Raw genomic sequence first — 15,640 nt, forward strand, 5'->3', positions numbered from 1 at the left:
GTGAGTGTTCGTTCAGTCGAGGAACAGGAACTTGGCGGCAAACAGCAGGGCCAGCACGATCACCGCGGGGTTGAGATCGCGGAAGCGGCCCGACAACGCCTTGATGGCAACGAAGCTGATGAAGCCCAGCGCAATCCCTTCCGCGATGGAGAAGGTCAGCGGCATGGCCAGGGCAGCGATCAACACCGGCGCGGCATCCGTGGGATCATCCCAGTTGGCGTGAGCCAGGCTGCTGGCCATCAACACCGCCACATAGAGCAGTGCGCCGGCGGTGGCATAGGCCGGGATGGAACCCGCCAGCGGGGCGAAGAACAGGCTGATCAGGAACAGCACGGCCACCACCACGGCGGTGAGGCCGGTGCGCCCGCCCGAGACGATGCCGGCGGTGGACTCCACATAACTGGTGGTGGTGGAGGTACCCAGCACGGCGCCGGCCATGGAGGCCGTACTGTCGGCCATCATGGCGCGACCGATGCGCGGCAGCTTGCCCTCCTTGTCCAGCAGTCCCCCCTTGTGGGCCACGCCGATCAGGGTGCCGGAGGTGTCGAACAGATCGACGAACAGGAAGGCGAAGATCACGCTCAGCATGGCGATATCCAGCGCCCCGGCCAGGTCCAGCGCCATGAAGGTGGGCAGGATGGAGGGCGGCATGGACATCAGGCCACCATACTCGTTATGCCCCAGCAGCATGGAGAGCACGGTGATGCCGAGGATACCGATCATCACCGCGCCGGTGACCCGCATGTAGGAAAGCGCGGTTATCACGAAGAAGCCCAGCAAGGCATATAGTGCCGAGGGCTCGGAGAGGTCCCCCACCGACACGTAGGTGGCCGGATTGGCGACCACGATGCCGGCATTCTTCATGGCGATCATTGCCAGGAACAGGCCGATACCGGCCGCGATGCCAAGACGCAGCGAGAGCGGAATCGAGTTGATGATCCATTCACGCACCCGGAAGATGCTGAGCAGCAGGAAGATAAGCCCCGAGAAGAACACCGCCCCGAGGGCCGCCTCCCAGGTGTAGCCCATGCCGAGCACCACACCGTAGGTAAAGAAGGCGTTGAGTCCCATGCCCGGCGCCTGGGCGATGGGGTAGTTGGCCCACAGCCCCATCACCAGACAGCCCAGTGCCGCAGCCAGGCAGGTCGCCACGAAGACCGCACCATAGTCCATGCCGGCCTCGGAGAGGATGCTGGGGTTGACGAAGATGATATAGGCCATCGTCAGGAAGGTGGTGATCCCCGCGATGACCTCGGTCTTGATGCTGGTGCTGTGCTCGGCTAGCTTGAAATGCTTGTCTATCAGGCTCTTCATGGGGCTCGTTCCTGCGCGCGTGGACGGTATGGGAGTTCCGGGGGGCGGGAAAAGCGGCACATGGTACCCAAAGCCCTCCGTTGATGCGAGGCGACCGCCTATTCGGCGGTCTTCAATCCTGCACTCTGTATAAGCAACTCATGGGGCAATCGCCAGTCCGTCCACCAACGCCTTCTCGACGTCACTATTCGGTCGCCCTGGTCGCCAGCACCCGCTCGACCGTCTCGACGATCGCCTGGGTCTGGGGATCGATCTCGATATTGACCCAGTCACCCGGCACACGCTCCCCCAGGGTGGTGCGCTGCAGTGTCTCGGGAATCAGGTCGACACAGAAGCGCGGCCCCTGCCCGCCGGTGGCCCGGCGTACCTCACCGATGGTAAGGCTCGCCCCATCCACACCGATATACCCCTTGTCGAACAGGAAGCGTCCCAGGGCATGCGGCAGCTCGAACCATAGCCGGCGGTTGTTGGGCGCCTCATCGAGCTCGACCAGCTCAGCCTGCGCCATGATATGCCCCGACATCGCGTGGCCACCGACCTCATCACCGAAGCGCGCGGCCCGCTCGATATTGACGCGATCCCCCACCCCCAGAGTGCCGAGATTGGTGACCCGCAGCGTCTCGCGCATCAGATCGAAGCTCACCCCTTCCTCGGCGATGGCGGTTACCGTCAGGCAGACCCCGTTGTGGGCCACCGAGGCGCCGACCTCCAGCCCACTGCGCAGCGCTTCCGGCAACAGGACAACATGGGTTCGGAAGGCCTCGGCCTCATGGATGGCCACCACCTCGGCGGTGCCCTGCACGATGCCAGTGAACATGATGTCTCCTTGGCTGCTGGTGCCCCCGTACGGGGCGGAAAGAGGCATGAGTGTAGGAAATTCTTCCCCTCCCCGTCCATCGCCGTGCAATTCCACAATATCCACTGGAAAACACGCCATCGACAAAGCATGTTGTGGCACCAGGCGGCATCCAACAGGATGCCATGCGGCAGGATTGACAGGTCGAAGGCCTGCCCCTATGCTTGCCGGCTACATTGAACGGCGCCGATTTGAACCCGGCTTGCGGGCGCCCGCGGCATGACTCGATCAAGCCGTGAAGTGCAGCTAAAAGGGTGTGTCCAGCGTTGATGGCCACCCGCCAGGGTGGCCTTTTTTTGCCCCCATCCTGCACCGCCCGCCTCGGCGCCCCCAGCGGTGGCATCCATGATCCGACTCCACAACGTTTCCAAGACCTACCAGCTCAAGGGACGCCGTGATGGCGTCGCCCGAAGCGTCCAGGCACTCAAGCAGGTCGACTTCCACGTGCCTGCGGGCCAAATCCATGGCGTGATCGGCCTCTCCGGGGCCGGCAAGTCGACGCTGATTCGCTGTGTCAACCTTCTCGAGCGCCCCACTACGGGCACCGTCACCGTCGATGGGCGGGAGCTCACCGGCCTGTCGCGTCAGGCGCTCAACCAGGCGCGGCACGGCATGGGCATGATCTTTCAGCACTTCAACCTGCTGACCAATCGCACGGTCTTCGCCAACGTCGCCCTCCCCCTGGAGCTGATGGGCATGCCACGCTCCGAGATCCGCAGCCGCGTCACCCCCCTGCTGGAGCTGGTCGGCCTCGCCGACAAGGCCAGCCAGCACCCGGCCCAGCTCTCCGGCGGTCAGAAGCAGCGCGTGGCCATCGCGCGCGCCCTGGCCAGCCGTCCCAAGGTACTGCTGTGCGACGAGGCGACCTCGGCCCTCGACCCCCAGACCACCGGCTCGATCCTCGCCCTGCTGCGCGATATCAACCAGCAGCTCGGCCTGACCATCCTGCTGATTACCCATGAGATGGAGGTGGTCAAGTCGATCTGCCATCGCGTCAGCCTGATCTCCGACGGCGAGCTGGTGGAAGAGGCCGAGGTGGGCGACTTCTTCACCTCACCCAGCACGCATCTGGGGCGTGAGTTCCTCAATGACTTTCTCAAGCTGGAGCCTCCGCGCGCCCTTATCGAGCGCCTCGAAGAGTCACCGGGCCCGCACACTCACCCGGTGGTGCGGCTGGCCTTCCGTGGCGATGCCGTGGCCGCACCGCTGGTCTCGCGCCTGGCCAGAGAGTGCGGCGTCGATGTCAGCATCCTTCAGGCCAAGGTGGAATCGATCCAGGAGCGCACGCTGGGCCTGATGATCGCCGAACTCATGGGTCCTGCGGCCAAGACCCGCGAGGCCCTCGACTATCTCGAATCCCACGACCTGAAGGTGGAGGTGCTCGGCCATGTCCAGCGCGATGCTTGAACTGATTCTCAAGGCAACACTCGACACCCTCTATATGGTGGGCATCTCGGGGGTGATCTCAGCCCTGGCGGGCATCCCGCTGGGAGTGCTGCTCTATGTCACCCGTCCTGGCCAGGTGCTGGCCCAGCCGGTGCTCAACAGTGTACTGGGCATCGTCACCAATATCGGCCGTTCCATCCCCTTCATCATCCTGATGGTGGCGATCATCCCCTTCACGCGCATGCTCGTGGGCACCTCCATCGGCACCAACGCCGCCGCGGTGCCACTGACCATCGCCGCGATTCCCTTTATCGCACGCCTGGTGGAGGGTGCGCTCAACGAGATCAACCCGGGCCTGGTCGAGGCTGCCCAGTCGATGGGCGCCACTCCCTGGCAGATCATTCACAAGGTACTGCTGCCGGAGGCCAGGGGCGGCATCTTCACCGCCCTTACCGTTACCATCGTGACCCTGGTGAGCTACTCGGCCATGGCCGGTGCCGTCGGTGGCGGCGGCCTGGGCGACCTGGGCATCCGCTACGGCTACAATCGCTTCAACCCCACCATCATGCTGATTACCGTGGCGATCCTGGTCGTCATGGTGCAGGGCTTTCAGAGCCTGGGGGATTATCTGGTGCGCAAGAGCGATCATAAATAGCCAAATGCTATTTAAATTTTTATTCTTATTTCGTTATCATCACCTACACCGACTCGAGACCTGGAGATTCCGTTTCATGCACAAGACACTGCTCACTACCGCCCTCGCTTCCGCCCTGGCCCTGGGCGCCGGCGCCGTCCTCGCCGACGATCACGCCATCAAGGTCGGCACCGTCGCCGGCCCCGAGACCCAGGTGATGGAGGTCGCCGCCCAGATCGCCCAGCGCGAGTATGGCCTCGAGGTTGAGATCATCGAGTTCACCGACTATGTCACCCCCAATGCCGCCCTAGCCGACGGCAGCCTCGACGCCAACGCCTACCAGCACGAGCCCTACATGCGCTCCATGGTGGAGGATCGTGGCTACGACTTCGCCGTCGCCGGCTACACCTTCGTCTACCCCATCGGCGCCTACTCCGACAAGTACGACAGCATCGAGGAGCTCCCGGACGGCGCCACCATCGCCCTGCCCAACGACCCCTCGAACGAGGGTCGCTCTCTGATCCTGATGCATAATCTGGGACTGCTGGAGCTGGCGGATCCCGAGAACCTCGAAGCCACCCCGCTGGATATCGCCGCCAATCCGCGCGACTTCGAGTTCCGCGAGATCGAGGCCGCCCAGCTGCCGCGGGTACTGCCCGATGTGGACATGGCCTTTATCAACAACACCTTCGCCCAGCCGGCCGGCCTGACCCTGGATGATGCCCTGATCAAGGAGGGTCCGGAGTCCCCCTACGTCAACCTGATCGCCGTGCGTGGCGGTGACGAGGAGCGTGAGGCGATCCAGCAGCTGGTCAAGGCCTATCAGACCGAAGCGGTCGAGGCCAAGGCCGAGGAGCTGTTTGGCGCTCAGGCGGTACCCGGCTGGAAGTAAGGTAGCTTGATTGCCTGCCGCGAGGGGCGCCGGGGGCAAGCCGAAGAGGAGGTCCTACGCCATGGACGGCGTCGGTAGCGCCCAGGGAAGGGTTCACAGCGCCTCCTCGAAGGCTTGGCGACGGATCAGCCCCGAGTGACGAATGACTCGGATAGCTAAAGGGCCGGCCGCAAGGCCGGCCCTTGCGTTTCAAGGAGCCAAGATGACACCCGACTACTCGCTGCTGAACCGCCAACTGGCGGCGCTGCTGGATACCCGTGACTGGCTGACCAATAGCGCCCAGACCTGCGCCTTTATCATGGAGCAGGTAGCCGACCTTAACTGGGTCGGCTTCTATCTACAGGGCGAGCCCGAACTGCTTACCCTGGGCCCCTTCCAGGGCAAGCCGGCCTGCCACCCGATCCCCTTCAGCAAGGGGGTGTGTGGTGCCGCGGCACGCACTCGCACCACCCAGCGGGTGGATGACGTCCACGCCGTGGTCGACCATATCGCCTGCGATGCAGCATCGCGGTCCGAGCTGGTCGTACCGGTCATCGTGAACGATCACCTGTGGGGCGTGCTTGATCTGGACAGCCCGCGGCAAGCCCGCTTCAATGCCGCCGACCGGGAGGGAGTCGAGGCCCTGGTCGCCACCTTTATCGAGCGCACCGACCTCACCTAGCACGCCTGCATAGCAAATCACCCCCGCAGCGAGGCTGCGGGGGTGATTCGAAGTCTGGTAGGACCAGGCGGATTTGAACCGCCGACCTCCACGATGTCAACGTGGCGCTCTAACCAACTGAGCTATGGTCCTGAAACGGATGCTGCCAGAGATGAGACTTGGTAGGACCAGGCGGATTTGAACCGCCGACCTCCACGATGTCAACGTGGCGCTCTAACCAACTGAGCTATGGTCCTGCATCTCGTCTGCCGCATGGCATCATGCGTGGCAACGGATGCGTATTCTACCCATCCATTCCGAAAATGCAAGCCCAATATTCCCGCCAAGGCCGAGGAATCAGCATCTTGGCCCGGCACAGGACTACTGGGTGCGCACCCGCTCGACGGCCTCCTTCCAGCCGGCATAGAGGCGCTCACGCTCCCCTTCGTCCATCTGCGGCGAAAATCGCCTTTCACACCGCCAGAGCCCGGCAATCTCCTCGAGGTCGCGATACCAACCCAGGCGCAGGCCGGCAAGATAGGCCGCGCCGAGTGCCGTGGTCTCCAGCACCGTCGGCCGATCCACCGAGACACCGAGCATGTCAGCGAGAAACTGCATCACCCAATTGTTGGCGACCATGCCGCCATCGACCCTCAGGATGCCCGGGGATGCCGCCATATCGTCATCCATGCACGCCTGCAGGTCCCGAGTCTGATAGCAGACGGCCTGCAGCCCGGCGGCCACGATCTCCGCAATCCCGGTGTCCCGGGTCAGACCAAGAATGGCACCTCGTGCCCTGGGATCCCAGTGCGGTGCCCCGAGACCGGTAAAGGCCGGCACCAGATAGACGCTGTGCCCACTGCGGGTCTGGCAGGCCAGGGCTTCCGTCTCGGCGGCATCGGCAAACAGCCGCAGGCCGTCTCGCAACCACTGCACGGTGGCCCCCGCCACGAAGATGCTGCCCTCCATGGCGTAGGTGGGCTTGCCATTCAACCGGTAGGCCACCGTGGTCAGCAGGCGATTGCGCGAGACCTCGGGGCTCTCCCCGGTGTTGACGATCATGAAGCAGCCGGTGCCATAGGTACTCTTGCCCATGCCCGGCGAGAAGCAGGCCTGTCCGACCAGGGCGGCCTGCTGGTCGCCCGCCACCCCCGCGATGGGCAGCTCATGCCCCAGCCACTGGCGCTCCAGCACACCAAAGTCGTCGCTGGAGTCCTTGACCTCGGGCAGCAGGCTCGCCGGAATATCGAACAGGGCCAGCAGCGCCTCGTCCCAGCACTGTTCATGAATATTGAACAGGGCCGTACGCGAGGCGTTGGTGGCATCGGTGGCATGCACTCGACCACCGGTCAGACGCCAGATCAGAAAAGTATCGACGGTGCCGAAGGCCAGCTCGCCACGCTCGGCCCGGGCCCGGGCATCAGGCACCTCGTCGAGCAGCCAGGCCAGCTTGGTGGCCGAGAAGTAGGGGTCGATCAGCAAACCCGTTCGCGCCTGAACATCATCAAGATGCCCCGCCCGGCGCAAGGCATGGCACGCCTCGTCGGTGCGGCGGTCCTGCCAGACGATGGCGTTGTATAGCGGCTGCCCGGTGTTCCGATCCCACACCAGGGTCGTCTCGCGCTGATTGGTAATACCGACCCCGGCGATCGCCTGGGGGGGCACCCCCGCCTCGGCCAGCACCTCGCGACAGGTGGCGAGCACGCTCTCCCAGATATCCTCGGGGTCATGCTCAATCCAGCCATCGTGGGGAAAGTGCTGGGGAAACTCACGCTGTGCCGAAGCCACGCACACCCCATGGCGATCGAAGAGGATTGCGCGGGAGCTGGTAGTGCCCTGGTCGATGGCCAGAAGGTATGAAGCCATGGCAAGCATCCTGTGACGGGGTTAATGGCAAAACTGGGCGAAGCCCTGACGGCAATGTTCGTTTATGATCATTCAGACTACTCCAGTCGATCACCGCGCTCAAACGCCAACGCACCGACACACCGCCGGCGACGGCCGTGGCGATGAAGGCGATGAAAAAAATTCCGGGAAGCCGAGGAGACCCCATGAACCAACAGCAACGCCAGGACGCGATCATCGAGCTGGTGCGTCGCCAGGGCTATGCCAGTATCGAGCAGCTCACCGAACACTTCGCGGTCACGCCCCAGACCATCCGCCGCGACCTCAACACCCTCTCCGCCGAGGGGCGCATCCGCCGCGTCCATGGTGGGGCTGGGCTGGAGTCGAGCACCGTCAATACGGCCTACTCGACCCGCAAGACCCTCAACCTCGAGGCCAAGCAGCGTATCGCTGCCCTGCTCGCCCGACACGTGCCCGACCACTCCTCGCTGTTCATCAACATCGGTACCAGCAACGAGGTGATCGCCGAGGCACTGCTCGCCCACCAGGGGCTGGAGGTGATCACCAACAATCTCAATGTGGCGGCGATTCTCCAGCACAAGGAGGACTTCAACGTGATCATCGCCGGCGGTCAGGTCCGCTCCCGCGATGGCGGCATCATCGGCGAGGCGACCATCGACTTCATCAACCAGTTCAAGGTCGACTTCGGCATCATCGGCATCAGCGGCATCGACGAGGATGGCTCACTGCTGGAGTTCGACTATCAGGAAGTGCGTGTCGCACAGGCCATCATCCGCAACTCCCGCAAGATCTTTCTGGCCACCGACCACTCCAAGTTCCAGCGCAACCCGGTGGTTCGACAGGGCAACCTGACCCAGCTCGACGCCCTGTTTACCGACCGCACACCACCCGACGCCATCTGCCGCCTGCTCGAGCAGCATGATGTAGCACTGCATATCGCCTGACTCCCCCTTTCTCGCCCGACGCGCACACGCTGGTCTGCCAGGCTAGAGTCCAGGCCCCGCCTTGATGTTCGTTTTGTTTTCGTCTATTTTCGAATTCAAACATCATGCGACGCCGGATACTCCGGAAGGAAGCCCCATGAACGATACGTCCGATGAGGTGCTCGACCTCTTCGTGATCGGCGGCGGCATCAACGGTAGCGGCATTGCCAACGATGCCGCCGGCCGTGGCCTGTCGGTAGGCCTGTGCGAGCAGGGGGACCTCGCCGGCGCCACCTCGTCGGCCAGCAGCAAGCTGATCCACGGCGGCTTGCGCTATCTGGAGCATCACGAGTTTCGACTGGTACGTGAGGCCCTGCGCGAGCGCGAGGTGCTGCTCGCCAAGGCCCCGCATATCATCTGGCCACTGCGCTTCATCCTCCCCCACCGCTCTCACCTGCGTCCGACCTGGATGCTGCGTGCCGGGCTGTTCCTTTACGACCATCTCGGCAAACGCAAGAAACTGCCTGGCTCACGGGCCATCACGCTTACTCCAGACCTGGGCCTGATTCCCGAGATCACCCGCGGCTTCGAATACTCCGACTGCTGGGTGGATGACGCCCGCCTGGTGGTGCTGAATGCCATCCAGGCTCGCGACAACGGCGCCGAGATCATGGTCGGTACACGCTGTACCGGGGTCAAAGAGGCGGAGGGTCAATGGGAGATCGAGCTGGAAGAGTCCGATTCGGGCCGGCGCCTGACCCGGCGTTGCCGCACCCTGGTCAACGCCGCCGGCCCATGGGTGGAAGAGGTGGTAAGTCGCCAGGCCAGAAGGGCTTCACGCTACGGGGTGCGCCTGATCCAGGGCAGCCATCTGGTGGTGCCCCGGCTCAACCGGGATGAGCGGGCGTTTATCCTTCAGAACACCGACGGTCGCATCGTCTTCGTGCTGCCCTATGATCAGGAGTTCAGCCTGATCGGCACGACCGATCGGCGCTACCGGGGCGATCCCGCCAAGGTCGAAGCCAGCGAGGAGGAGGTCGACTACCTGCTCTCGGTGATCAACGCTCATTTCACCGCCCGGCTTACCCGTGATGACGTAATCCGCACCTTCTCCGGCGTACGCCCACTGTGTGACGACGAGTCGGCGGATCCTTCGGCCATGACCCGGGACTACACCCTCGACCTAGACACCCGGGGCGCCCCCTTGCTCTCGGTATTCGGCGGCAAGATCACCACCTACCGCAAGCTCGCCGAGGCGGCCCTGACGGCCCTGAACCCATATCTACCAGGGATGGCCGCCGCCTGGACCGCCACCACCCCACTGCCGGGGGGGGATATCGGCGACCAGGCCGGCTTCGAGGCACACCTGCTGACGACCTACCCCTTTCTGGACACCGCCCAGGCGCGGCGCTTTGCACGCACCTATGGCAGCCTGTGCCACAACTTTCTCGACGGCAAGGACTCCCAGGCCGCTCTCGGCGAGGCGTTCGGCGCCGGGCTGACGGCCGCCGAGGTGGACTACCTTATCGAACGGGAGTGGGCTCGCTCCCTCGATGACATCCTGTGGCGGCGAACCAAGCTCGGACTGAGCCTGACAGCCAACCAGCAACAACGGCTGGATCACTACCTGGCCCGACGGATCAGCCACCACCCGGGACAGCAGGCGCCGACGGCAAGGGGGTGATGCTCGCCGGGCTGAGCGGCTCGCGCTCGCGATGCCGGCTCAGCTCACGCCCCTCCAGGGCGGTCAGCAGAATCTGCAACGGATCTCCGTGGCTGACCAGCAGGATGCTCTCCCCGTTATGGCGCCGCTCCAGCTCGGCGATCACCGCACGCATCCGTGCCGCCACCTCGACCACGCTCTCCACCCCCGCCTGGTGATGGCCCGGGTCGCGGGCATCACTGGCCCAGACCTCGGCATAGCGGTCATCCTGTTCGCCCTCGAGACTACCGAAGTGGCGTTCACGCAGGCGTGGTTCGGCGTCGAGCGCGAGCCCGAAGTGCCCTGCGATGCGCTCTGCCGTCTCGCTGGTACGCCGAAAGTCCGAATGCAGGATGCGGTCGGGGACCGCCCAGTGCCAGACAGACAGCAGACGATCGAGCTGCTGTTGCCCCTGGCGGGAGAGGCCGTAATCGGCCAGTCCGCGTTCCGGCGAGCTGATGATCACTCCCTGCTGGTTGGCCAGGCTGTGGCCATGGCGCATCAGCAGGTAACGGTTCTGCCACTGATCTGTCACGGCAGGGAAAGTGGTTGACATGCTTTCATCCCGAACTCTAGATTGGGTTGATGGTATTCGGAATCAATCATCCACATGTCGATTTCCGAACGCGTCACACAACAATAATCTCACGAGGCACACCATGATCCACCCTCCTTTCCGGTCTCGAAAGCTCCCGCTCGCCACGCTGGCCCTCTCCTCGCTGCTGCCCCTCTCCCTGCTGGCCGCGACCCAGGCCCAGGCTCAGGAGGAGTGCGAACGCGGCGCCCTGGATGCTATCTACTGTGACGAGAACGGCGACATGGTCGCCGACCGCCCGACCGACGAGTCCGAGTGGGCCGACCCCGACACCCTGATCTTCGCCTACACCCCGGTGGAAGATCCGGCGATCTATTCCGATATCTGGCAGCCATTCATCGAGCATCTCGAGGAGGTGACCGGACGCGATGTACGCTTCTTCGCCGTGCAGTCCAACTCTGCTCAGGTCGAGGCGATGCGCAGCGGCCGCCTGCATATTGCCGGCTTCTCCACCGGCCCCACCCCCTTCGCCGTCAATCTGGCGGGGGCCGTACCCTTCGCGCTGATGGGGTCCGACGACGGTCGCTTCGGCTACACCCTTCAGCTCTATACTCACGTCGACTCCGGCATCGACGATCTGGAGGATCTCAAGGGCAAGCGGGTTGCCCATACCTCGCCCACCTCCAACTCCGGCAACCAGGCGCCGCGTGCCCTGTTCCCCGAGATGGGCATCGTTCCCGGAGAGGACTATGAGGTGGTCTACTCCGGGAGCCACGACCAGTCCATGCTAGGGGTGGTGGCGCAGGACTATGATGCCGCCCCGGTCGCCTCGGAGGTCGTCGAGCGCATGGCCGCTCGTGGCCTGTATGACCCGGATGATGTCAAGATCCTCTACGAGTCGGATAGTTTCCCGACTACCTCCTACAACTATGCCCATAACCTGCACCCTGACCTGGTCGACAGGATCGAGGAGGCCTTCTTCAGCTTCGACTTCGCCGGCACCGAGCTGGGTGAGGAGTTCGAGGGGGTCGAGAAATTTATTCCCATCAACTATCAGGAGCACTGGAAGGTGATCCGCACCATCCAGAGTGCCAACGGGGTCGAGTACACCCCCGATAACCTCGAGTAATCCTCGCTGACAAGACGACGCCGGCCGGCTCTAAGGCCGGCGTCTCTGTCACTCCGTCGCTCCTTCGCCTGCCTGGATCCGCCGATGCTGGAGATAACCAACCTGATCAAGCGTTACGGTCAGGACGAGCCCGTGCTCAAGGGGCTCGATCTTGCCGTGGAGGGCGATAGTGTCGTCGCCATCGTCGGCGCCTCAGGCGCAGGGAAGAGCACCCTGCTGCGCTGCATTAACCGCCTCGTGGAGCCCACCTCGGGGTCGATCAGGCTCAACGGCACCGAGATCATCAACCTGCGCCAGCGGGAGCTCCGCCGCGTGCGACGCAAGATAGGCATGGTCTTCCAGGGCTTCAACCTGATCGACCGCCTCACCGTGATGGAGAACGTGCTGGCCGGCCGACTGGGCTACGTCAGCCTCTTCCAGGCCGTGACACGTCGTTTTCCGGCGGAGGATATCGAGCGCGCCTTCGTACTGATGGAACGCGTGGGGATCGCTCACTATGCCAACAAGCGTGCCGACGAACTCTCCGGTGGTGAGCGCCAACGGGTAGGGGTGGTGCGTGCGTTGATGCAGGAACCGGAGGTGCTGCTGGCCGACGAGCCCACGGCATCACTGGACCCACGCACCTCGGAACAGATCATGATGCTGCTGCAGAGCCTGGCCAGCGAGCTATCACTCCCGGTACTGATCAATATCCATAACGTGGCCCAGGCCAGGAGCTACACCGACCGTATCGTCGGCCTGAGACACGGCACCATGATCTTCGATGGCACGCCCGGCGAGTTCGAAAAGGAGGCACTGGACGCCATCTACGGCGGCATCGAGTCGCCGGAAGACGCGACCACGACACCCGAGACGGGCACGGAGGAGCGGGAGACCGATCATGACCGGACCTGATCCCGGCGAGAAGCGCGGCGCCCGCGCCTGGCGCAAGCCATCCTTTATCGCCAACCCCCTGTTGCGCTATGGCCTGCTGGTCCTGCTGGCTGGCTATCTGAGCTGGGCACTGGCCACCCTGCCCTTCAACTGGGAGCGCATCGGCGAAGGGCTGCCACGGGCGGCGAGCATCTTCGGTGGAGGCTTTCCGCCGAACTTCTCCCGCTTCGACCTGCTGCTGACCGGCTTTACGGAGAGCCTGCAGATCGCCATTCTCGCCACGCTGCTCGGGGTCCTGCTGTCGATCCCCTTCGCGGTAATGGCGGCACGCAACATCGCTCCCTTGCCGATCTACCTGCTGGGCCGCACGGTGATCATCGTGTCTCGCAGCTTCCACCCGGTGATCGTCGCCATCCTCTTCGTGGCTGCCGTCGGCTTCGGCCCCCTGGCAGGGATCCTGACCCTGACCCTCTACTCCATCGGCTTCGTCGGCAAGCTGCTCGCCGAGGAGATCGAGGAGATCGACTGGGGCCAGGTGGAAGCCATGCGCTCCACCGGCGCCGGTTACCTGGCAACGCTCTACTATGCCGTCTTCCCCCAGATCCTGCCGCGTCAGGTGGGGCTCTCCATGTATCAGCTCGACAGCAATCTGCGCGCCTCTGCGGTGGTAGGGATCGTCGGAGCGGGGGGCATCGGCAGTACCCTGATGAATGCCTTCGGACGCTACGACTATGACTTCGCCTTCGCCATCCTGCTGGTGATCATCGCGGTAATACTCATCAGCGAGGGCGTCAGCGGCTGGGTAAGGAAGAGGATATGGTAGACAACGACGACCTGCTGGCCGCTCGCATCTGGCGACGCCATACCCCCCGGGAACAGCTTGTCCGCTACGGCGTGATGCTGGTGACGCTGATGCTGGTGGTCTGGGCGGTACGCGATATCGACATCTTCTGGCCCTGGGTGTGGGATGCGCCCAACCAGATCTCGAGCCTGGGGTCTCGCATGTGGCCGCCGGACCCGAGCCGACTCGGCGAGATCCTCGATGCCATGGTCGAGACCGTGCATATCGCCACCCTTGCCACCATGCTGACCATCTTTATCGCTCTGCCGGTCTCCTATATTGCCGCCCAGAACACCACGCCCAATCGTGCCTGCCTGTGGCTAGGTCGCTTCATCCTGGTGGCGAGTCGCTCGGTCAATACCATCATCTGGGCACTCCTGTTTGTGGCGATCTTCGGCCCCGGCGTGCTGGCCGGAATACTCGCCATCATGTGTCGTTCGGTGGGGTTCATCGGCAAGCTGATGGGCGAGGCCATCGAGGAGATCGACCGCCGCCCGGTGGAGGCCATGGAGGCCACCGGTGCCTCGAAGGCGAAGGTGATCGTCTATGCCATCGTCCCCCAGGTGGTCCCGGCCTTCTTCGCCATCGTCATCCTGCGCTGGGACATCAATATCCGGGAATCCACGGTGCTGGGGCTGGTCGGGGCCGGCGGCATCGGCGTGATCCTGCAGGGCTCCATCGACACCTTCGCCTGGCAGACGGTGGCGACTATCCTGGTCGCCATCATCCTGCTGGTCCTGGTTGGGGAGGCCATTACCGCCCTGCTGCGCCGCCGCGTCATGTAGTCGAGTCCGCGTGCCCCAGGCGAAGCGGCAATGATCAAGCCAACAAACGTCGGGCCAATTAACGTCGTGCCAGCAACAGTCGAGCCAGGAAACACGACAGGGTATGCTGGTGCCACAACCCACAAGTGAGCCAGCGCCATGATCTCCATTCTCTACGCCGCGCTTGCCCTGCTGTTGCTCGTCATTACCCTGGCGGCCCGGCTGCGCGTCACCTGGTGGTGGATTCGCATCGCCGAATTCCCTCGCGTGCAGCTGGCCAGTATCGCCCTGCTGCTGCTGCCCATCGGGGCACTCTCCGACGGCCCCTGGTCGTGGGTCGGCCTGAGCGCCTGTCTGCTGGTCGTGGCGATCCAGCTCGCCTATGTGCTGCCGTGGACCCCGCTCTGGCCGGTGCAGGTTAAAGCAGCCGAGCCGGGCAACGATGATCGCTGCCTGACGCTGATGATCGCCAATGTGCTCACCCCCAACCGCAATGCCCGGGATCTGATCACCCAGATACACAATCACCGACCCGATATCGTGCTGACGCTGGAGTCGGATGGCTGGTGGCAGGAGCAGCTGGATGCCGCCCTGAACCATGAATGGCCCCATGCCGTGCGGATTCCGCTGGATAACCTCTATGGCATGCATCTCTACTCCCGCCTGCCCCTGATCTCACCCCGGGTCGAGTGGTTGATTCAGGACGACATTCCGTCGATTCTGGCCGGCGTCCGGCTACGCTGCGGCGACGAGATCCGCTTCCATGCCCTGCATCCGCGTCCACCTGCCCCCGGTGAGAGCAAGGAGTCCCTGTGGCGCGACGCCGAACTGCTGCTGGTCGGCAGGGCCATTCACGCGGACCCGGTACCGACACTGGTGGCCGGAGATCTCAACGATGTCGCCTGGTCACGTACCACCCGGCTGTTCTGCCGGGTCAGTGGCATGCTCGACCCGCGCCGTGGTCGCGGCATGTTCAGCAGCTTCCATGCCAAGTATCCCCTGCTACGCTGGCCGCTGGACCACGTCTTCACCAGTGAACACTTCACCCTGCGCGAGCTGAAACGACTCGACGGATTCGGCTCGGACCACTTTCCGATCCTGAGCACGCTCTGCTTCCGGCCTGTCCGAGCCGATGAGCATGATACCCCCGACGCCGAACAGGCCGAGCACCGCGAGGCTCGGGAAACCGCCCGCGAGGGCAGGGTGCAAGAGCAGCAAGAGTAAGCCGTAAGCCGTAAGCCGTAAGCCGTAAGCCGTAAGCCGTAAGCCGTAAGCCGTAAGCCGT

The 15,640-nt window shown here is 63.9% G+C and carries 15 protein-coding genes and 2 tRNA genes; 11 read left to right on the plus strand and 6 right to left on the minus strand.

The features are described 5' to 3' along the window. Positions 1–12 precede the first annotated feature (12 nt). Positions 13–1,314, minus strand: coding sequence for an NCS2 family permease (locus E0702_RS13865; protein WP_132044835.1), 1,302 nt, complete (start codon positions 1,312–1,314; stop codon positions 13–15). 184 nt (positions 1,315–1,498) lie between these two features. After that, positions 1,499–2,131 (minus strand): riboflavin synthase subunit alpha, encoded by a 633-nt coding sequence (locus tag E0702_RS13870; protein WP_132044837.1) that lies wholly within the window; start codon positions 2,129–2,131, stop codon positions 1,499–1,501. Between the two features lie 384 nt (positions 2,132–2,515). Here E0702_RS13870 and E0702_RS13875 point away from each other — a divergent pair, with 384 nt between their 5' ends. From E0702_RS13875 to E0702_RS13890, 4 genes are all read left to right on the plus strand, one after another. Next, a complete protein-coding gene (locus E0702_RS13875) occupies positions 2,516–3,577 on the plus strand; it encodes a methionine ABC transporter ATP-binding protein (protein WP_132044839.1) in 1,062 nt (353 codons plus the stop codon). Then, positions 3,558–4,211 carry a methionine ABC transporter permease gene (locus E0702_RS13880; protein ID WP_132044841.1) on the plus strand — a complete coding sequence of 218 codons (654 nt, stop codon included), beginning with the start codon at positions 3,558–3,560 and terminating at the stop codon, positions 4,209–4,211. The genes E0702_RS13875 and E0702_RS13880 overlap by 20 nt, the downstream gene beginning before the upstream one ends. 76 nt (positions 4,212–4,287) lie before the next feature. Continuing rightward, complete coding sequence (locus E0702_RS13885; protein WP_132044843.1) at positions 4,288–5,082, plus strand: MetQ/NlpA family ABC transporter substrate-binding protein; 795 nt, start codon at positions 4,288–4,290, stop codon at positions 5,080–5,082. Between the two features lie 202 nt (positions 5,083–5,284). Then, positions 5,285–5,743 (plus strand): GAF domain-containing protein, encoded by a 459-nt coding sequence (locus E0702_RS13890; protein WP_132044845.1) that lies wholly within the window; start codon positions 5,285–5,287, stop codon positions 5,741–5,743. Between the two features lie 55 nt (positions 5,744–5,798). Here the strand turns inward: E0702_RS13890 and E0702_RS13895 are convergent. The 3 genes from E0702_RS13895 to glpK form a co-directional block, all read right to left on the minus strand. Further along, positions 5,799–5,875: transfer RNA gene (locus tag E0702_RS13895), tRNA-Val, on the minus strand. A gap of 27 nt (positions 5,876–5,902) precedes the next feature. After that, positions 5,903–5,979: transfer RNA gene (locus tag E0702_RS13900), tRNA-Val, on the minus strand. A 124-nt stretch (positions 5,980–6,103) separates the two neighbouring features. Beyond that, positions 6,104–7,588 (minus strand): glycerol kinase GlpK, encoded by a 1,485-nt coding sequence (gene glpK / locus E0702_RS13905; protein ID WP_132044847.1) that lies wholly within the window; start codon positions 7,586–7,588, stop codon positions 6,104–6,106. A 185-nt stretch (positions 7,589–7,773) separates the two neighbouring features. Between glpK and E0702_RS13910 the strand changes: the two genes are divergently transcribed. Beyond that, the gene (locus tag E0702_RS13910) at positions 7,774–8,532 is read left to right on the plus strand and encodes a DeoR/GlpR family transcriptional regulator (protein ID WP_132044849.1); all 759 of its coding nucleotides are present in this window, start codon (positions 7,774–7,776) and stop codon (positions 8,530–8,532) included. Between the two features lie 136 nt (positions 8,533–8,668). Beyond that, complete coding sequence (gene glpD / locus E0702_RS13915; RefSeq protein WP_205741934.1) at positions 8,669–10,195, plus strand: glycerol-3-phosphate dehydrogenase; 1,527 nt, start codon at positions 8,669–8,671, stop codon at positions 10,193–10,195. On the opposite strand, the gene E0702_RS13920 is transcribed toward glpD, so the two are convergent. Continuing rightward, the gene (locus E0702_RS13920; RefSeq protein WP_240721765.1) at positions 10,152–10,769 is read right to left on the minus strand and encodes a histidine phosphatase family protein; all 618 of its coding nucleotides are present in this window, start codon (positions 10,767–10,769) and stop codon (positions 10,152–10,154) included. The two genes, glpD and E0702_RS13920, sit on opposite strands and share 44 nt — an antisense overlap. Before the next feature lie 103 nt (positions 10,770–10,872). Between E0702_RS13920 and phnD the strand changes: the two genes are divergently transcribed. From phnD to E0702_RS13945, 5 genes are all read left to right on the plus strand, one after another. Continuing rightward, positions 10,873–11,877, plus strand: coding sequence for a phosphate/phosphite/phosphonate ABC transporter substrate-binding protein (gene phnD, locus E0702_RS13925; RefSeq protein ID WP_132044853.1), 1,005 nt, complete (start codon positions 10,873–10,875; stop codon positions 11,875–11,877). An 84-nt stretch (positions 11,878–11,961) separates the two neighbouring features. Beyond that, entirely contained in the window at positions 11,962–12,771 is an 810-nt protein-coding gene (gene phnC / locus E0702_RS13930; RefSeq protein ID WP_132044855.1) for a phosphonate ABC transporter ATP-binding protein, read from the plus strand. Continuing rightward, positions 12,758–13,573, plus strand: coding sequence for a phosphonate ABC transporter, permease protein PhnE (gene phnE, locus E0702_RS13935; RefSeq protein WP_132044857.1), 816 nt, complete (start codon positions 12,758–12,760; stop codon positions 13,571–13,573). Before phnC ends, phnE (E0702_RS13935) begins: the two co-directional genes overlap by 14 nt. Continuing rightward, complete coding sequence (phnE, locus tag E0702_RS13940; protein WP_132044859.1) at positions 13,567–14,376, plus strand: phosphonate ABC transporter, permease protein PhnE; 810 nt, start codon at positions 13,567–13,569, stop codon at positions 14,374–14,376. The genes phnE (E0702_RS13935) and phnE (E0702_RS13940) overlap by 7 nt, the downstream gene beginning before the upstream one ends. A gap of 138 nt (positions 14,377–14,514) precedes the next feature. Beyond that, on the plus strand, positions 14,515–15,579 hold the full coding sequence (locus E0702_RS13945) for an endonuclease/exonuclease/phosphatase family protein (protein ID WP_132044861.1): 1,065 nt from the start codon (positions 14,515–14,517) through the stop codon (positions 15,577–15,579). Positions 15,580–15,640 lie beyond the last annotated feature (61 nt).

The organism is Halomonas marinisediminis (assembly GCF_004347715.1).
GTDB lineage: Bacteria > Pseudomonadota > Gammaproteobacteria > Pseudomonadales > Halomonadaceae > Halomonas > Halomonas icarae.